This window comes from Ornithinicoccus hortensis (genome assembly GCF_006716185.1).
Classification (GTDB): domain Bacteria; phylum Actinomycetota; class Actinomycetes; order Actinomycetales; family Dermatophilaceae; genus Ornithinicoccus; species Ornithinicoccus hortensis.
This window is the reverse complement of the sequence record NZ_VFOP01000001.1, coordinates 604,244-622,374: the sequence shown is the minus strand read 5'-3', so window position 1 is coordinate 622,374 and position 18,131 is coordinate 604,244. Positions and strand designations below refer to the sequence as shown.

At 71.2% G+C, this 18,131-nt stretch carries 12 protein-coding genes; 6 read left to right on the top strand and 6 right to left on the bottom strand.

Features of this window, described 5'->3' with window-relative positions:
- Nucleotides 1-16: 16 nt before the first annotated feature.
- Nucleotides 17-1,225 (bottom strand): acyltransferase family protein, encoded by a 1,209-nt coding sequence (locus FB467_RS02820; RefSeq protein WP_141783749.1) that lies wholly within the window; start codon nt 1,223-1,225, stop codon nt 17-19.
- 73 nt (nt 1,226-1,298) lie between these two features.
- On the opposite strand from FB467_RS02820, the gene pgfA reads away from it, so the two are divergent.
- A complete protein-coding gene (pgfA, locus tag FB467_RS02815; RefSeq protein ID WP_170230537.1) occupies nt 1,299-2,333 on the top strand; it encodes a cell envelope lipid trafficking protein PgfA in 1,035 nt (344 codons plus the stop codon).
- 55 nt (nt 2,334-2,388) lie between these two features.
- Nucleotides 2,389-2,676: a DUF7218 family protein gene (locus FB467_RS02810; RefSeq protein ID WP_141783747.1), complete on the top strand. Its 288-nt coding sequence runs from the start codon at nt 2,389-2,391 to the stop codon at nt 2,674-2,676.
- Nucleotides 2,677-2,691: 15 nt separating this feature from the next.
- On the opposite strand, the gene FB467_RS02805 is transcribed toward FB467_RS02810, so the two are convergent.
- Nucleotides 2,692-4,254: an ATP-dependent DNA ligase gene (locus FB467_RS02805; protein WP_141783746.1), complete on the bottom strand. Its 1,563-nt coding sequence runs from the start codon at nt 4,252-4,254 to the stop codon at nt 2,692-2,694.
- Between the two features lie 63 nt (nt 4,255-4,317).
- On the opposite strand from FB467_RS02805, the gene FB467_RS02800 reads away from it, so the two are divergent.
- The 3 genes from FB467_RS02800 to FB467_RS02790 all read left to right on the top strand — a co-directional run bounded on the left by FB467_RS02800 (nt 4,318) and on the right by FB467_RS02790 (nt 9,485).
- Complete coding sequence (locus FB467_RS02800; protein ID WP_141783745.1) at nt 4,318-5,595, top strand: glycosyltransferase; 1,278 nt, start codon at nt 4,318-4,320, stop codon at nt 5,593-5,595.
- A gap of 148 nt (nt 5,596-5,743) precedes the next feature.
- Nucleotides 5,744-8,128 carry an HNH endonuclease signature motif containing protein gene (locus FB467_RS02795; RefSeq protein WP_170230535.1) on the top strand — a complete coding sequence of 795 codons (2,385 nt, stop codon included), beginning with the start codon at nt 5,744-5,746 and terminating at the stop codon, nt 8,126-8,128.
- A 142-nt stretch (nt 8,129-8,270) separates the two neighbouring features.
- Nucleotides 8,271-9,485: an amidohydrolase gene (locus FB467_RS02790; protein ID WP_141783743.1), complete on the top strand. Its 1,215-nt coding sequence runs from the start codon at nt 8,271-8,273 to the stop codon at nt 9,483-9,485.
- A 64-nt stretch (nt 9,486-9,549) separates the two neighbouring features.
- Here FB467_RS02790 and FB467_RS18880 read toward each other — a convergent pair whose 3' ends face one another.
- Complete coding sequence (locus tag FB467_RS18880) at nt 9,550-10,362, bottom strand: TrmB family transcriptional regulator (RefSeq protein ID WP_141783742.1); 813 nt, start codon at nt 10,360-10,362, stop codon at nt 9,550-9,552.
- Nucleotides 10,363-10,477: 115 nt separating this feature from the next.
- On the opposite strand from FB467_RS18880, the gene FB467_RS02780 reads away from it, so the two are divergent.
- Entirely contained in the window at nt 10,478-12,970 is a 2,493-nt protein-coding gene (locus FB467_RS02780) for a cell wall-binding repeat-containing protein (RefSeq protein WP_141783741.1), read from the top strand.
- 64 nt (nt 12,971-13,034) lie between these two features.
- On the opposite strand, the gene FB467_RS02775 is transcribed toward FB467_RS02780, so the two are convergent.
- The 3 genes from FB467_RS02775 to FB467_RS02765 form a co-directional block, all read right to left on the bottom strand.
- Nucleotides 13,035-13,502, bottom strand: coding sequence for a PPOX class F420-dependent oxidoreductase (locus FB467_RS02775; RefSeq protein WP_141783740.1), 468 nt, complete (start codon nt 13,500-13,502; stop codon nt 13,035-13,037).
- Between the two features lie 94 nt (nt 13,503-13,596).
- Nucleotides 13,597-16,236 (bottom strand): cell wall-binding repeat-containing protein, encoded by a 2,640-nt coding sequence (locus FB467_RS02770; protein WP_153390248.1) that lies wholly within the window; start codon nt 16,234-16,236, stop codon nt 13,597-13,599.
- A 272-nt stretch (nt 16,237-16,508) separates the two neighbouring features.
- Complete coding sequence (locus tag FB467_RS02765; RefSeq protein ID WP_141783738.1) at nt 16,509-18,074, bottom strand: DEAD/DEAH box helicase; 1,566 nt, start codon at nt 18,072-18,074, stop codon at nt 16,509-16,511.
- Nucleotides 18,075-18,131: the final 57 nt, after the last annotated feature.

The following is an 18,131-nucleotide window of genomic DNA, read 5'->3' as shown; positions in this document are numbered from 1 at the left end:
CCAATCACTTGAAGTTTCAACTGTTGATGAAGGAACGGCGCCTTCGCTCAGCGTATTCCCGCCCCCACCGGATGAGCGGGCGCTCGACATACCGGTAGCTGAGGGTGGCCACGGCCAGGCTCACCGCGAGCGTGGTCAGGAGCAGCCACCAGAACCCGCCGGCGAAGTCCTCCAGCCCCATCGCGCGGCCCACCAGCTCGAGCACCAGCAGGTGGTAAGCGAAGACGCCGTAGGAGACGTCACCGAGCCAGGCCGGCACCCGGCTGCCCAGCCACCGGACCGCCCGCGGGTCCTCCGTGCCCCGCCGGGCGGCGACGCACGGAAACACCAGCAGCGCCCCCACAAGGGTGTAGGCGGCGCACTTGAAGGTCGCCTCGGCCGGTGACACGGCGTCGAGCCCGCGGGGCCCGGCCAGCGGGGTCGAGGCGATCGCCAGCACGGCCAGCCCCGCGAGCCAGAGGGTGCCGGGGTGCCGGGCGAGCTGGTCGAGCACTCCCGCAGGCAGCAGGTCCAGGCACCGTGCCTGCTGCCAGGTCGCCATCGCCATCCCCGCGGCGAACCAGCCGAGGTATGCCGGCAGCCACTGCGAGGCCGTCGGGTGCTCCACGGCGTGGGCCACGAAGGTCCAGACCGGGGACAGCAGCACCAGGGCACCGAGGACCAGGAGGCTGCGCCGCAGGTAGGCCTCCGGCCCCCGCGCCGTCCGGACCAGGGCCCAGGCGAGCAACGGCAGCGCGAGGTAGAAGGCACCCTCGACGGCCAGGCTCCACATCTGGGTGAGACCGCGGACCCAGTTCTCCGGCCAGTAGATGTGGATCAGCAGGGCGTGCCGCAGGTACTGCGAGGCAGCCGTGCCGTGGTCGAACAGCAACCGGGTGGCCGCGATCGAGATCCACAGCACCGGCAGGATGCGCAGCGCCCGGTGCCAGAGGTAACGACCTACCCGTGGCGGCTCGTCCCCGGTGAGCCGCGCCGCGACATACGGCCGGTAGAGCAGGAACCCGGAGATCACGAAGAAGATCGCCACCCCGGCGTCGAACCTGGCCAGCAGCCCACCGAACGGCTCGCGGAAGCTGGCCCCGGTGTGCCACGAGACGTGGGTGAGCACCACCATGAGGGCCCCGACGGCACGCATGCCGTCCAGCCCGCCGAACCGTCGGCGCAGCGGAGCGTCCGGCCCCGGTGGGTCGGCAGTCAGGTCGCGGGGGGAGGCGGCTGCGGTCATCTCGGCGTCGACTCTACGACGAGGCTGTTACCGACTGGTAGGCTCCGGCCAAACTCGTGCAAAGGAGCTCACCGTGCGCCGTGGCCTCGGATTCGTGTTGCTGCTGCTGGGTGCGTTCGCCCTGCTGCTCGGCATCCTCGCCAAACCGGTGATCTACGACCGGCTGGCCACCGTCGAGCTGGACCAGACGAGTCAGTCGATCTCCCGCGGGGAGAACATGGATGCGCTGCGCGTCTCCGCCGACGGAGTGGAGCAGTTGCACGGGGTGACGCTGGTCAGCACCCGCGACGTCGTCGGGATCCCCGGCCTGGCCGAGGGTGACAACGCGTTCTGGCAGACCACCGTGGAGTCGGCCGTCGAGGACGGCCCGGTGCTCACCTACTCCGAGGAGGGGGTCTCCTTCGACCGGCGCACCGCCGAGTCCACCAACTGCTGCGGCGACTTCATCGCGGTCGGGGACGCCGAGGCCCCGGAGGACCCCGCCACCCACGAGCCCGTCGAGCACGAGGGCGTCTTCTTCAAGTTCCCGTTCGACACCCAGCAGCAGGACTACCAGTACTGGGACGGCTCGCTGCGCCGCGGCGTGCCGGCCGTCTTCCAGGGTGAGGAACTGATCGAGGGGACGAACGCCTACGTCTTCCGGATGACGATGGGGCCGGAGACCGTCTCCACCAGCCAGGGCCTGCCGGGCTCCCTGTTCGGCACCGACGAACCGGTCGATGCCGACCGGGTCTACCAGAACGTGCGCACCGTGTGGGTCGAGCCGAACACCGGCGTCATCCTCAAGGGCCTGGAGGAGCAGAACGTCCGGTTCGAGGCCGCCGACGACTCGCTGCCGGTCGTGCCGATCACCGTCGGCACCATCGGCTACACCGACGAGACCGTGTCGGCCAACGCCGACACCTATGGCACCAAGGGCGCGCTGCTCGGCTTCATCAACGGCCCGCTGACCTGGGTGGGCATCGTCCTGGGCCTGGTCCTCCTGGTGCTCGGCGCCGTCCTCTCCTTCGGCGGCACCCGCACCCCCCGGCATGCCGAGGAAGACGGGTGGGACGAGAACAACGAGTGGCAGGAGCAGAGCGAGTGGGACGGGGCGGACCGCTCCTGAGCCCACCCCGCTCCCACGGGATGCGGGGCTCCGCCGGCAGGCGCATGCTGGGGGGATGACACCCGAGAACGGCACTGGCCGGGAGGACCCCGGCCCCAGCGTGAAGGACGACGAGCTCTACGAGCGGCTGCGCGAGGAGGGGAACTCCAAGGAGAAGTCGGCGCGGATCGCCAACGCCGCGGCCAACACCTCCCGATCCGCGGTCGGGCAGCGAGGCGGCGAAGCCGAGGACTATGAGGACCGCACCGTCGAGGAGCTGCGGGACCGCGCGGCCGAACTCGACATCGAGGGTCGCTCGGACATGACCAAGGACGAACTGATCGACGCGCTGCGCAACCACTGATCGAAAGAACGCTCTCTAGCCCAGCTCGCGGACCCGCTGCAGCGTGTCGATCTCACCCACCGGCTTGTCGTCCCGATAGCGGAGCACCCGCGCGAACCGGAGTGCCACGCCGCCGGGATACCTGCGCGAGCGCTGCACCCCGTCGAAGGCGATCTCGACCACCTGCTCGGGACGGACATACACGACGTGTCCCTCCCGGTAGGTCTCGAGGGCCGTGAACCGCTCGGTTTGCCACTCCAGCATCGCGTCGGTCATCCCCTTGAACGTCTTGCCCAGCATCACCAGCTCGCCGGTCTCCTCGTCACGCGCCCCCAGGTGGATGTTGGACAGTTTCCCGCGGCGTCGGCCGCTGCCCCACTCGACGCCGAGCACCACCAGGTCCAGGGTGTGCCGCGGCTTCACCTTCACCCAGCCGGCGCCCCGCCGACCTGCCCCGTAGGGCGCCTCGAGGACCTTCACCACCACCCCCTCGTGCCCGGCAGAGACCCGCTCCCGGAAGAACTCCTCGCCGACCGCCGGGTCGCCCGTGACCGTCCTGGGCACGAGGAGCGCGGGCGCGAGGTCGCTGAGCTCGCCCCAACGCTCCTGCGCCGGGGCGTCGACCAGGTCGCGTCCGTCCCGGTGCAAGAGGTCGAAGAGGAAGGTCGTCAACGGCACGTCCTGGCGGAGCCGCTCCGGGTCCGCCGAGCTGGCAGTGCGGGCACCGGTGACCTGGAACGGGGCGGGCCGTCCGTCGTCCTGCACCGCGATGACCTCCCCGTCGAGCACGGCCCGCTCGGCCGGTAGCTCCAGCAGCACCTCGACCACCTCGGGGAGGCGCTCGGTCACCTCCTCCAGGGTGCGGGTGAACAGCCGGACCGGCTGCGTCGCGTCCGACCGGTCCAGGTGCGCCTGGATGCGGATGCCGTCGAGCTTGCTCTCCAGCGCCATCGGGTGATCGTCCGCCCCGCCGGTCATGGCCGTCGCGACATCCGGCGCCGAGGAGGCCAGCATCGGGCGGAGCGGCCGGCCGACCTCGAGCCGGATCTGCCCGAGCGCCTCCTCGGCGGCGGACGGATCGTCCACGTGGGCGAGGGCCACGGCCGCCACCGGACCGACGAAACCGGCCAGCATCACCGCGCGGCGCACCACCGGCTCGGGGACGTCAGCGGCCACCGCGACCGCCTTCTGCAGGACCCCGTCGCTCGCGCCCTGGCGCAGCTCGCCGGTGAGCAGCCTCCGCAACCAGGCCTGTTCGTCCCGGGTGGCACGGCCCAACAGGTCCCGCAGGGCCGCGCTCCGACCGGCCACCGAACCGGCCCCACCCAGTCCGGCGAGCTCGGTGAGCGCCGCGTCCACCTCGGTCACCGACAACGTCGAGTCCGTCGCGGGGGCGAACGACGCGCGCAGGCTGCGCCACCCCACGCCCACGCGACGCTGCGGCAGCCGTCCCGCGAGGTAGGCGGCCACCAACTCGACCATCACACCCCCCTCGGAAGCGGCCGCGCGGAGCGTCTGCGCCAGTGCCTCGACCTTCGCCGTGCGCGAGGAGGTCGCGGCCACCGCCGCCGATGTCTCGATGACCCGAGCGAACTGCATACGACCAAGCATGACCGCCCGCACCGACAGCGGCACCCCGATGCGCCTGACAGACTCGAGCCCATGAACCGCCGATCGCCCTCCGTACAGGTGCTGGCCATGGGCTCCCGGGGAGACGTCCAGCCGTTCGTGGCCCTCGGGATCGCCCTGGCGGCCGGGGGGCTGGACGTGGGGATCACCGTCCCCCAGGACCTCGCGCCGACCGCCGCCGCGCACGGGTTGCGCACGAGCACCTTCCCTGTCGACATACGACAGGCCTCCGGGGAGGGGACCGGCCTGGACTGGCAGGCCGACGGCAGCCGTGGTCTGCGGCAGGAAGGCAAGCTGCTCGGCGCGCTGCTCGCCGAGCTCGCCGAGCCCATCTCCGAGGGGGTGCTGGCCGCGGGCGACGCCGACCTCGTGATCAGTGGGGCGATGACATACGAAGCGGCATCCATCGCGACGCGGGCCCGCGGGCAGCGGCACATCGTCGGCATGCTGTCCCCGACCACCCCCGGACGGAAGGGTTCGTCGACGGTCTACTCGGTCATCCCGGGGGCGGCCAGCACCCTCAACAAGGCCACCTCGATGGCCATGGCGGCGGGCGCATACTCCCTCTTCCGGCAGACCGCCGACCCCGTGCGCGCACGTCTCGGTCTGCCGGCGGGGAGCTTCCGCGACTACCTGCGGACCGCCTATGCGACACCCGCGATGCTCGCGTGCAGCCCTGCCATCGTGCCGCCGGACCCCGCGTGGGGCCCGCAGCTGAAGCCGACCGGTGCCTGGTTCCTGCCCCCGGACGACAGTTGGGTGCCACCGGCCGAGCTCGTGGACTTCCTAGAGGCGGGTGAGCCGCCGATCTACCTGGGCTTCGGCAGCATGATGTCGCGCGACCCACGAGCCACCACGGAGATCATGCTCGAGGCGTTGGCCCGGACGGGCCGGCGAGGGTTGATCCACTCGGGGTGGACCGGTCTGGCCACCGGTGACCTCCCGGACACCGTCGCGCTCGTGGGCGACGTCCCGCACGAGTGGCTCTTCCCCCGGATGAGCGCGGTCGTGCATCACGGCGGGGCCGGCACGACCGCGGCCGCGGTCCGGGCCGGGGTGCCCCAACTGGTCGTCCCGCACGTCGTCGACCAGCCCTACTGGGGACGGCGCGTCGCCCAGCTCGGGATTGGGCCCGAGCCGATCAAGCGACACGAGCTGGATGCGCGGCGGCTCGCGGCCGGGATCGAGCGGATGATCACCGACCCGAGCGTGCGGACCCTCGCGGCCGACCTCGGCGCGATCGTGCGGCGCGAGGACGGGGTAGCGACGGCGGTGGCGATGGTGCGGAACTACCTGGGGATGGGTGGCTGACCCCTCCCCACTGCCAGCAGATCACCGCATCGTCGCAGGTCAGCCACTCTGTCGGACGTGTGTTCTATGGTGGTTTCATCAAGTTGATCTCGATGGTCCCAGCAGGAGGAGGGGGTGACGGGTCGTGTCCGGAAGCGGGGTGGATGTGGTGGCTGGCCGACAGGCCGGGGCTGCTGAGGTCACTGCGGCGCGGCAGCCCGGTGGCGTCCGCTTCGGCGCCGTGGGGCCCGACGGGGTGATGCCGGGAGGCCTCCTCGTGGAGCTGCCACCCCAGCCCGACCTGTCAGGACTCTCGCGGGTGGATGTCGCACGTGCCCTCGAGGAGTGGGCGGACGAGTGCGGCGGCTGGGCCCCTGACCCGTGGGACGCCATCTCGGAGGACCTCGCTGCGGAAGCCAGCGAAGCGGCGCGGATGTGGGACGACCTGCCCGTCGATCCCGAGTTCCACGGTCAGCCGGGAGAACCCTTCCCGGACCTGACACAGCGCGCGACCGTGGGAGTCGGCGGGACCGGTCTGCCCGGAGCGCCAGATGCTCCGGCCATCTCTTCGGACGTGTTGACCTCGGCCTCTTCCGACGTGTTGACCTCGACGTTGACTGCCGCCGGCTTCCCCGCCCACGTCGTGCAGCAACTCTGCGCCCTGGCCCCGGTGCTGGCCGCGGGCGCAGCCGGAGCCTCACCCGCCACGACCGCCCGGCCGGCCGACGACGGCGTGGTAGCGCCAGAGCTCCGGGGAGGATCGGCGCTCGAGTCCCCGCGGGCCACAGACGAGCAGTTGGTCGCGGCGGCCGAAGCAACCGTGGTCGTGCAGCGCTGGTGCGACGCGCTGCTGACCGGCGTACTCAGCGACCTGGCAGCCGCGACGGGCGAGGAGTTCCTGGCCCGCGAGCGGGTCGCCAGCGCCGACGAACTATCGCCCACGGGCCGCAAACGCTGGCGGGCCAAGACCAAGTCGGTGCTGGCCAACGAGTTGAAGGTGCTGACCGGATGGGGCATCCAGGACTGCCACGACCGGGTCGGCTTCGCCCTCGGTTCGCGCCAGGCCACCGGTCTGCCGTGGGCCGCATTGGCAACCGGCGAGGTGCAGTGGAACCAGGTGCGTGCCTGGTGGTCCACCTGCCGTGACCTGCCGCCGGAGGTCGCGGCCGAGATCGCGCGCCGCACCTTCGGGGCGGACTCGGATCGGGCGCGCTCGGTCCGTGATGAACGATCCCGCAGCGCCGAGGGCGGCCAGGCGCGAGAGTCCTTCGGCGAGACCAAGGACACCTTGGCCCGGTTGGTCGCAGCACTCCTCGGCGAGGATCCCGAGCAGGCACGCAAGGACCGTCAGGAAGCGGTGGCACGGCGCGATGCGAGCGCGCAGATCGAGGACGACGGGACCGGGGAGTTCACGGTGTCCGGACGTGCCTCCTCCATCGTGGCCGCGCTGGACCGCGTCGACCAGATCGCCCGTTCGGTCCGCGCTGCCGGGGACCACAGGACGTTGGCCCAGCTCCGGGCAGACATTGCGATGTCGCTCCTGGTCCACGGGTCCATCACCCCCGCCACCGGACACCCGGACCCTCCTCCCCCGGATGATGTCGGTGCGGGCAGCAGCGATGCTGTGTCCACCGCAGGATCAATCGCCGCCCCGGACGAAGCCCTGACTGCGGTGCTGGCCGGCAGGCCACCGGTGAACCTGGACGTCATCGTCCCTCTCGAGGTCCTCGTGAACGACCGGTCCACCGGGGTGGGCCTGATCCCGGGCGGCCACTACCTCTCCGCCGAAGAGGTCCGCGAACTCGCCATCCAGGCTGGCGGAGAACTGCACCGCCTCGTCACCGACCCGCTGGACGGGCGGCTCGTCGAGCGCTCCATCAAGAGCTATGCCTTCGACCAGAAGATGCGGGACCAGATCGTCGCCGCCGACCAGGTCTGCCGCGCTCCGGGCTGCAAAGTTGCCGCGCGCGGGTGCCAGTTCGACCACGTCATGGAGTACGGCGACGGCGTCACCGGTGGGCCGACCAGCGAGATCAACGGGGAGCCGCTGCATGGCGTCCACCACCAGCTCAAGACATGGGCCGCGTGGAAGGCGGTCATGGACGCGTATCGCAACGTCACGTGGACAACCCTGTTCGGTCGGGTTTACCGCACCCGAAGTTTCGACTACCGCACACTCACCCATCCGTGGACCGGCGCGCCCGAGCAGTCCGCTCACGCCGAACGCCCGGACCGTTCGTGGCGACAGGTCTTGGACGGCGACCATGACCTCCAGGACCGACTCGTCTATGCCGCGCTCAGCCACCGTGGCTCCGGCGAGGCACTCGCCGCGGACGACGACTACCCGGATCCGGAGTACCTCGAGTTCGGGCGCGGCTGGCTCCACCACGACGCACCGATCCAGCTACGCCACCGCACCCGCGGCGGGAAGCAGCGCCATGGTGCCCCTCCGGGTCAACCCACGCCCGAGGAGGTCCTGGCCCGGGCAGACGAAGCCTCGCGGGATCTGGGCGCCACGACGACGCCCACGGGCGACATACCCCCACCCTTCTGACCGCCGCCCGCGGAAGGCCGCTACGACCCCGCAACCCAACCGGGTCCTCGAAAGATCTAGCGGGCTACCGTCCTGTCCGACATGATGTCCCGTAGCGGCGAGCAGCCGATGACATGCTCACCAGCCGACGAAAGCGTCTGAGATGACCGGGACCATCCCTGCCGAGTTGCAGCATGCGTTACACGACCTGTACCGCCACCTGCACGCGCACCCGGAGCTGTCCTTCCAGGAGCACCGGACCTCCGAACTGGTCGAGGGCAAGATGCAGGACCTTGGCTTCACCACGATCAGGGTCGCCGGCACCGGGATCGCCGCCTGGTTGAGCAACGGTGAGGGTCCGGTCGTCGCCTTCCGTGCCGACCTGGACGGCCTGCCGGTGAAGGAGCAGACCGGCCTGGACTACGCCAGCACCACCGTGGCCACCGCACCGGACGGCACAGAGGTCCCGGTCATGCACGCCTGCGGTCACGACGTACACATCACCTGCGCGATCGGGATCGCCACGCTCCTGAGCACGGACCTCACGGCCTGGCGGGGCACGGTCGTCTTCATCTTCCAGCCTGCCGAGGAGCTCGCCGCCGGCGCGCTGGCGATGATCGAGGACGGTCTCTGGGACCGGGCGCCGCGACCCGAGGTGGTCTTCGGCCAACACGTGGGACCGGCCCGTGCCGGGACCCTCCAGGTCAGCATCGGTCCCGCGATGGCCGTCGCCGACGCGTGGCGGGTGACCGTCCACGGTCGCGGCGGGCACGGATCACGGCCGGAGCAGGCCATCGACCCGGTGCTCATCGCCGCGCACATCATCGTCCGGCTCCAGTCGATCGTCACCCGCGAGGTCGCCGCCCAGAGCGCCTCGGTCATCACGGTCGCCACCATCAAGGCCGGCACCAAGGAGAACGTGATCCCGGACTCGGCCGAGTTCACCATCAACATCCGGCACCTGGACGAGAAGGTCCGCAGCCGGGTGCTCGCCGCCGTCCGCCGGGTGATCCAGGCCGAGGCACAGGCCTCGGGGGCGAAGGAACCCACCGTGGAGGAGCTCTACACGTTCCCGCTGACCTACAACGACCCCGACGTCATCGAGGACGTCATCCCCAGCATGGTGCGGGCCGTCGACATGGAGCACATCGTGATCAGCCCGGCCCAGATGGGCAGTGAGGACGTCGGCCACCTGGGCGGCTCGATCGGGGTCCCGACCGCCTACTGGTTCTTCGGTGGGATGGCCGACGACGTCGTGGACGGCCTGGCTCCGGTGCCGAGCAACCACTCGCCCCACTTCGCCCCTGTGCTCGAGCCGACGCTGAGCACGGGGGTCCGGGTGGGGTATGCCGCACTGCTGGGTCGGTTGGTCCCCTGACCCAGGCGATGGGTCCCCCGACCCGGGCGATGAGCCCGGACCGTGGCCGTTCGTAGCCGGTCGATCAGCCGGAACTCTTCTCCGCGATCGCTTCGGGCAGCGCCGTCGCCTGGGACCACACCGATTCGAAGGCGAGCAGCATCGTCGCGGCGAGCATCCGGTGGTGCACGATCAGCGTCGTCTCCCGGTCCCGTCCGCCCACGGGGTCCGGCAGACTGAACGCCACCGTCGCCCCGTCGATCACCGCCACCTTCAGCGGGAGCTCCGCGGCGATCCGGACCTCCTCTCCGAGGCTCGCGTAGGCGCCCACCAGGTCCCGGAGCGCGGGGTTGTCCAGCACCGAGCGTTCGTACAGCACCCGCTGGCGCACCGCGCTGACCTGCGCCTCCGCAACGGCTGGCGGAGCGGCATACGGCGGTCGCACCATCCCGACCACCTCGCTGGTGGCCTCGGCCACGAGCTGCCCGATCCGGTGGGCGGCGTGCTCGGCGTCGTGCAAGACCTCGACGTAGTCGAGCGGGTCGTCCTGCAGACGGCCGTGGGCATAGAGCGCACCCAGCCGTGAGGTGAGGTCGGCGGCCAGCTCCTGTTGGCGCGCCAGGGCCGCCCGGCGGAGCGAGACCAACCTGTCCAGGACCTGCTCCGGCGGCATGGCGCGATAGGCGACGGCCTTGCCCGGCACGGGAGCGACCAGTCCGCGTTCGGCCAGGGTGGCGAGCACGTCGTAGGTGCGCTGCCGGGGCAGGCCGGTGACCCGGGCGACCTCGGTCGGCGTGGCCTGCTCCCGGCCCAGGAGGCCGAGGTAGCCCTTCGCCTCGTACTGGGTCAGACCGAGCGCGACGAGGTCCGCCAGATCCGTCTCTCGGGCAGCCGTCATGGGCACATCATGACAGAAACCTGACTTTGTCACTATTGACAGTGATGACAACGTTGCCTAGCGTCCTGTAGGACCGGACCAGCAGGGGTCCGGCAGCTGCGAAGGGGAAAGCCCAATGACCGTCACTCACGAGCGCGCCGGAGGCGGCACCCGCACTCCGCGGCGCGCACTCGTCACTCTCGCCTCAGCGGCGCTGCTGACCGGCGTCGGCTGGGTGCCACTGGCCCAGGCCGAGCCCGCGGCGGACCACGAGGCAACCGATGCCTACAACTCCATCGAGCTGCAGGTCCGCAGCAACCTCCTGGTCAACGACGAGGGCTGGAACCTCCCGCCCGGGAGCAGCTGGAACAGCATCACGCCGGACATCAACGACGAGGCGGAGGTGGCCCTCCGGGTCCAGTACGTCGCCGCGGAGGGCAGCCCGAGCGACGGGGCCCCCGGCATCTGGATGGGCTCCCACGGGCAGGGCTCGGTCGTCTACCGCGCTGGCGCGACGAACCAGATCGACAACGACGTCTCGCTCAACGACGGCGGCGACGTCGCCTTCACCCTCGCGGACGGCGGCGTCAACAACGTGCTCTACCGCTACGACGCCGACTCGGGCGAGGCGTCCCAGGTCAGCACCTCCCCGGTACTCCCGAACTCCTACTCCACGCCCGGCATCGACGAGGACGGCAACATCGGCTTCCAGGCCAGCTTCGGCGCCGGCCGCGCCCTCGCGGCGCTCCGGGACGGCGAGGGCTCCTTCTACGTCCAGGACCGCGGTCTGGACTCCTCGAGCCCCTACGGCTTCCTCTACACCCCGCGCGCCAACGACGCCGGCACCATCGCGGTGAAGGTGGGCCTGGTCGAGGACATCAGCAACGAGGTGCAGATCCGCGCGTTCGGGGCCGACGGCTCGGACACCCTCCTGCTCAGCTCCTCCCAGGTGGACCCCGAGTCGCCCTACTCCAAGTTCGACAACTCGCTCGGCCTCAGCGACAACGGGAAGGCGGCCGTCATCGCCACCCGCGCCGACGACGGTGCCCGCGTCGTGGTGCGGATCGACGGCAGCACGGTCACCGAGGTGGCCGCCGTCGGCGACGACGGGCTGACCGAGCTCGCCTACTTCTCCCCGGACATCAACGACGAGGGCCAGGTCACCTTCCGCGGCTCCGACAGTGACGGGCAGGCGGTGTTCGTCAGCGACGGCCAGACCCTGACCAAGGTGGCCGGCGACGGCACCCCGGTGGAGACCGACCTCGGCGCCGGCGAGCTGGGCCAGCACGACACCAGCCCGGTCTTCGGCGGCGCCCCCAAGATCAACAACCACGGCGACGTGTCCTTCAGCGGCGGTCTGCACCCGGCCGGTGACGACCAGGTCGAGTGGGGCAGCGGCGTCTTCGTGGCGTATGCCGACTCCGACGAAGAGCCCCCGAACGCCCGGCCCGTGGTCGAGGACATCCGGGTGCAGGTGGAGGAGGGCGAGGCCGTCGACTTCACCATGGAGGCCAGCGACCCCGACGGGGACGACCTCTCCTGGAGCTGGACGGACCCGGTGAAGGGTGAACTGACCGGCCCCGGACCGGACTTCACCTACCAGAGCGAGCGGGACGGGATCTTCTTCTCCCGGGTGACGGTCAGCGACGGCAGGCTCTCCTCCACGGGCCAGATCCTGATCACTGTCACCCCGGCCGCGCAGCCGCCGGAGGTCGAGCACCCGGAGACCGTGGAACGCCTGCGCGGCGCCAACCGGTACGGGACCGCCGCCGCGACGGCCCTCGACTCCTTCGGCCCCGGGGTCGGCGTGGTCTACGTGGCGACCGGGAGCGACTTCCCCGACGCGCTGACCTCGGCCGCACTCGCCGGGTCGCAGAGCGGGCCCGTCCTGCTCACCCGTCCCGAGCAGCTCCCGGAGGAGACCGCGGCAGCCCTGGACGAGCTGGCACCCGAGCGGATCGTCGTGGTCGGTGGCCAGGCGGCCGTCTCGGGCGACGTCGCCACCGAGCTGGAGGAGTACACCGACGGGTCGGTGGACCGGATCCAGGGTGCCAACCGGTATGCCACCGCAGCCAACCTGGCGGCCGAGTTCGATGACGTGGACACCGTCTACGTCGCGACCGGTCGCGACTTCCCCGACGCCCTCGCCGCGAGCGCCCAGGCCGGCGCCGAGGACGTGCCGGTGCTGCTGGTGCGGCCGGACGAGCTGCCGGACGAGACCGCGACGGCGCTGAACTGGCTCGACCCGACCCACGTCGTCCTCCTCGGCGGCACGTCGGCCGTCGACAACGACGTGCTGGCCGACATCGAGGCCGTTACCGGCACGGACGTGGAGCGTCTCTTCGGCAAGGACCGCTACGAGACAGCGGTCAAGCTCTCGCAGGACGCGGACACCAGCGACCGGGCCTTCGTGGCCACCGGCCGCAACTGGCCGGATGCGCTCAGTGCCGCGGCGGTCGCCGCGAGCGCCGACGTGCCGGTGCTGTTGACCCGCCCGACGGACCTGCCCCCGGTCACCGCCACGGAGCTGGAGCGGCTCGAGCCCCCGGTAATCAGCGTCGTGGGTGGCACGACCGCGATCGAGGAGTCGGTGCTCCAGGCCCTGGCGGCGCTGGACTACACCGACTGATCCAGCGCGGCTCCGCGCAGCGCCCACGCGGGGCGGCATCCGGTGACCCGGCTGCCGCCCCGCGTCAGTCGTCGGCGAGGCGGGCGGGGAACCCCCCGGTGGCGATCGGCCCCCACGACGTGGGGGTGACCCGGAGCAGCGACTTGCCCTGGTCCCGCATCGCCTGCCGGTACTCCTCCCAGTCGGGGTGCTCCCCGGAGATCGACCTGAAGTACTCGACCAGCGGCTCGAGCGCCGCCGGAAGATCGAGCACCTCGCAGCTGCCGTCGACCTGCACCCAGGCCTGGCCGAAGTCGTCCGACAGCACCACCACGCTGACCTGCGGGTTGCGGCGGGCATTCGCCGTCTTGGCCCGCTCCGGATAGGTCGCGATGACCAGCCGGCCCTCCGCGTCGACACCCCCGCTCACCGGGGAGGCCTGGGGACGGCCGTCGGCCCGGGTGGTGATCAGCAGCATCTGGTGCCGCGGCCGGACGAAGTCCAGCAGCCCCTGCAGGTCGACGGTGGTTGTGGTGGCGATGGTCCGTGACATACCTGGAGTCTGGCAGCCACCCCGGACATGCGGCGGGGCCGCACCCGGGGAAGATCCCCGGATGCGGCCCCCGTCGTCGTGCGGAGTCAGCCGGTCACAGACCGTCGACCCGGTCGCCCGGCGCGGACAGACCCGGGTTGGCACCCAGGTAGTCGACCAGGTTCTGCAGGTCCTCCGGACCACCGACCAGGTTGGTGCCCTCGGTGAAGACGGTGAAGTCATCACCGCCCTCCTGGAGGAAGTTCAGCGTCGAGACCCGGTAGGTCTCATCCGCCTCCAGCGGGACACCGTTGAGCTGCATGTTGCTGACCTTCTCGCCCTCCGGCTGGCTGTCGTCCCAGGTGTAGGTGAAGCCCTCCGAGACGCCGAGAGCCAGGTACTGGCGCCCGCGGTCCGGGACGAACTGCTGCTCGAGCACGCGCTCGATCTGGTCGCCGGTCATGTCGATCGACACCAGCAGGTTGCCGAACGGCGCGACGTTGTAGCTCTCCTCGTAGGTGATCTCACCCGGCTGCTCGCCGTTGCTCACCTGGTCGTAGATGAAGCTCGCGCGGACACCGCCGACGTTCATGAACGAGATCTGCGCGCCGCCGTCCTCGGGGGCGCTGGTGCCCCAGAGGATGGAGTCCGCGACCAGGTTGGCCATCGGGGTCTCGATGCCACGGTCACCACTGGCGTCGCCGGTGATGTCCTCGGTGATGGTGCCCACGACCTGGCCCGCGACCTGCTCGGACAGGTCCTGCCAGGGAGCGAGCAGCGCGGTGATGGCCGCGTCGGCCTCCTCCTGGAGGACCAGGTGGTTCTGCGAGTCCACGGCCTCACGGACGACGTCGCCGGTGTCCCGGCTGACGACCAGGTCAGTGCCGGTGACGACGTAGCCGTACTGCGCGGCGCTGGTCACCATCCGGGTGTTGCCGTCCGGGTCGGGGATGTTGCAGATGTAGGGCTGGTGGGTGTGCCCGGTGATGACCATGTCGATGGCCGGGTCGAAGTTCTCGGCGATCTCCACGATCGGGCCGGACGGGCCCTCGCAGTCCTGGTAGGTGCCGGCCTGGTAGCCGCCCTCGTGCAGCAGCACGACGATCGCCTCCACGCCCTCGTCCTGCAGCTGGGCGGCCTCGGCGTTGGCGGTCTCGACCTCGTCCAGGAAGTTGACCGTGGAGACGCCACCGGGGCTGACCAGGGTCGGGGTGGCCTCCAGGGTCATCCCGATGAAGCCGACCTTGACGCCATCGACCTCACGGACCTCCGTGGCGGCCAGCAGCGGCTCCCCGGTCTCCTTGTCGACCACATTGGCCGTCAGCCAGTTGAACTCGGCGCCCGGGTACTCCTGGCCGTCGAAGTAGCAGCCGTCCACCGGGTGGCAGCCACCCTCCTGCATCCGGATCAGCTCGTCGGTGCCCTCGTCGAACTCGTGGTTGCCGACGCTGCTGATGTCCAGGCCGACCGCGCTGAGCGCCTCGACCGTGGGCTCGTCGTGGAACATGCCGGACAGGAAGGTCGAGCCACCGATCAGGTCACCCGCGGCGACCGTCAGGCTGTGCCCGTCCTGGTAGCCGGTCCGGAGGTTGGCCAGCGTGGTGGACAGGTACTCCACCCCGCCGACGATGTTCTGCTCGGGGTCCTGGACCTCGCTCAGCGTGGCGTCCTCGGCCTCGAGGTGACCGTGGAAGTCGTTGAACGACAGCAGCTGCACGTGCAGCGAGTCGAACCAGGCGGGCAGCGCCGCGTTGATCGAGGTCTCCACGGCATCGCTCAGGGCAGCCGTGCCGCCCAGCAGGGTGACTCCCTGCGGGGACAGCCCGGTCAGCGCCTCGACGGTGGTCGGGTTCAGCGCCTCGGGGCGGCTCAGCAGGACCGGGACGGACTGGGAGCCGGCCAGGTGGGCACCGGTCAGCGCGTCCGGGAAGTCAAGGCTGGTGGCCAGGTATGCCGTGTCCACGTCCTTGGGGAACTGGGCCGCGATCGCCGCGGCCGTGCCGTAACGGTCCGCGCCGGACATCCGCGAGGTGTCCGGGACGATCTCGGTGACCGCGGCGAGCACGTCGTCGCTCACCGCGGCGCTGCCGCCGAAGACCACGACCGACTCGGGCGCCAGGGCCTCGAGCGCGTCCGCGGTGGACTCGGGAAGCTCGCCCGCGCGGGTCAGCAGCACCGGGGCACCCTGGCTGTCCGCGAGCGCGGCGCCGGTCAGGGCGTCCGGGAAGTTCTGTCCGGTCGCGAGGTAGACCGTCGGCAGCCCGGTCGGGTAGCCGGCGGCGAGCAGGGCCGCGGTCTCGTAGCGGTCCGCACCGGAGATCCGCTCGACCTCGCCGTACTGCTCCAGCTCGGTCTCGACGTCGGACGACACGGCCTCCGTGCCACCGATGATCCGGATCGTGTCGGGTGCGGCGGCCTCCAGCGCGGCGATCGTCTCGGGCGGCAGCGCGTCCTTGCGGGTGAGGAGCGTGGGCGAGGCCGCGAGGTCCTGGGCGGCCACGTCGGGGTTCTCGTAGATGCCGGCGGTCAGGGCGTCTGCATAGTTCTGACCGGTGGCGATGTTCACGTGGGTGGTGCTGCCGTCGAAGGCCGCTGCGACGTTGGCCGCGGTCTCGTAGCGGTTCTTGCCGCCGATCCGGTCGGCGGTCTCGCTGGCCGGGGTGACGTCGGCGGGCAACCCGGCCGCCACGGCAGAGACGAGGGCGCCGAGCGAACCGGCAGGGACCGTCGAACCATCAGAGGTCGAGAAGGCCATGCCCGATCCGCTGGCGACCAGCGTTACGGCAGCCGCTGCGGCGATACCGCCGCGTCGGAGCCGTCGGTTGGTGGATGTCACGAGAAACTCCTTTGTTTTTGCCCGGGACCGGGCAACACGGGGACTCCAGGCAGCCACCCATCGGGGCAACGACCTGCTGGGGAGGTTATAGCCCGCTGGTGACTCGGTCCAGACCTAAGAGCAACCCCGAGACGAATGGAAGTTGTCCCGGAAGCCTCGTGAGACGTTCGACGACGCGCGTGGCGCGGCGGTCAGCGACCCGCGCGGGTGTTGCGCGAGAAGTTCGCCGCACCACCCGAACTGGTGGAGTAGACCGGAGCGGACCCACCCGAACCGCGGCGCGAACCCGACGAGCGGGAGCCACCGGACCGGGCACCACCCGCGCCGCCCTGGCCACGAGCACCCTGGCCGCGCGCGTTCCCATCGCGACCACCCTGGCCACGGGAGCCCTGGCTGCGACCGCCCTGCCCGCGGGCATTGCCATCGCGACCACCCTGGCCGCCCTGGCCCTGGCGACGCTGCCCGTTCCGGTTCTGCCCGCCGCGGGGCTTCCCGCCGCGCTGACCGTTCCCGGCACCGCCGCCAGCACCGCTGCCGGTGCCGTTGCCGTTACTGCCCGCGGGCACCGGCGCGACATACGCACCGCTGAACTCACGCTCCCCGGGGGCGAGCTCGGCCAGCAGCGGGTGGGACCGGTCCACCCGGGTCGTGGTGGCCTTGATGCCCGCCTTGCGGGTCAGGTCGCGCACGTCGCGGACCTGCTCGTCGGTCATCAGGGTGACCACGGTGCCGGAGTTGCCGGCGCGGGCGGTCCGGCCCGAGCGGTGCAGGTACGCCTTGTGCTCGACCGGCGGGTCGGCGTGGATGACCAGCCCGACGTCGTCGACGTGGATCCCCCGGGCCGCGATGTCGGTCGCGACCAGGGTCTGCGCGGCGCCGCTGTGGAAGGCGTCCATTGTCCGGGTGCGCGCGTTCTGGCTCAGGTTCCCGTGCAGCTCGACGGCCGGCACGCCGTTGGCGTTGAGCTGGCGGGCCAGCTTCTTGGCGCGGTGCTTGGTACGGGTGAACACCACCGACCGGCCCGGGGCCGCGGTGAGATCGAGCAGGACCGGCAGGTGCGCGTCGGCCGTGACGTGCAGGACGTGGTGGGACATGGTGGCCACCGGCGACTGCGGCGAGTCGGCCTCGTGCGTGACGGGCTTGCTCAGGTAGCGCTTGACCAGCACGTTGACCCCGGAGTCCAGGGTGGCCGAGAAGAGCATCCGCTGCCCGCTCGAGGGGGTGCGGTCCAACAGGCGCTTCACGCCCGGCAGGAAGCCCAGGTCGGCCATGTGGTCCGCCTCGTCGAGCACGGTGATCTCGACCGAGTCGAGGCTGGCGTGGCCCTGGCCGATCAGGTCCTCGAGCCGGCCCGGGCAGGCGACCATCACGTCGACGCCAGCGGCGAGCGCGCGGACCTGCGGGTTCTGGTTGACGCCGCCGAAGACGGTCATCGAGGTGAGGCCGCTGGCCTTCGCCAGGGGGGCGAGCGCGGTCTCGAGCTGACCCACGAGCTCCCGGGTCGGGGCCAGGATCAAGGCGCGCGGCCGCTTGGGACGGCGCGGGTTGCCGGAGGCGGCCAACCTGGTCACGATCGGCAGCAGGAAGGCGTAGGACTTGCCCGAGCCGGTGCGGCCGCGGCCGAGCACATCGCGTCCGGCGAGGGAGTCCGGCAACGTCGCCGCCTGGATCGGGGTGGGGATGGTGATCCCGCGGGCGTCGAGTACGGCGCACAGCGGGGCGGGCACGCCAAGGCGCGCGAAGGTGTCCTGAGACAAGGAGTTTCTCCGTATTGCTGGTGATGTGTCCCGCCCGGCGCGTTGGCCCGTCCACTG

Coding starts and splice junctions, on each gene's coding strand:
- FB467_RS18880 (WP_141783742.1), bottom strand. CDS start 10,362: ATGACGGCTGCCCGAGAGACGGATCTGGCGGACCTCGTCGCGCTCGGT.
- FB467_RS02790 (WP_141783743.1), top strand. CDS start 8,271: ATGACCGGGACCATCCCTGCCGAGTTGCAGCATGCGTTACACGACCTG.
- FB467_RS02780 (WP_141783741.1), top strand. CDS start 10,478: ATGACCGTCACTCACGAGCGCGCCGGAGGCGGCACCCGCACTCCGCGG.
- FB467_RS02775 (WP_141783740.1), bottom strand. CDS start 13,502: ATGTCACGGACCATCGCCACCACAACCACCGTCGACCTGCAGGGGCTG.
- FB467_RS02820 (WP_141783749.1), bottom strand. CDS start 1,225: ATGACCGCAGCCGCCTCCCCCCGCGACCTGACTGCCGACCCACCGGGG.
- FB467_RS02810 (WP_141783747.1), top strand. CDS start 2,389: ATGACACCCGAGAACGGCACTGGCCGGGAGGACCCCGGCCCCAGCGTG.
- FB467_RS02800 (WP_141783745.1), top strand. CDS start 4,318: ATGAACCGCCGATCGCCCTCCGTACAGGTGCTGGCCATGGGCTCCCGG.
- FB467_RS02805 (WP_141783746.1), bottom strand. CDS start 4,254: ATGCAGTTCGCTCGGGTCATCGAGACATCGGCGGCGGTGGCCGCGACC.
- FB467_RS02770 (WP_153390248.1), bottom strand. CDS start 16,236: ATGGCCTTCTCGACCTCTGATGGTTCGACGGTCCCTGCCGGTTCGCTC.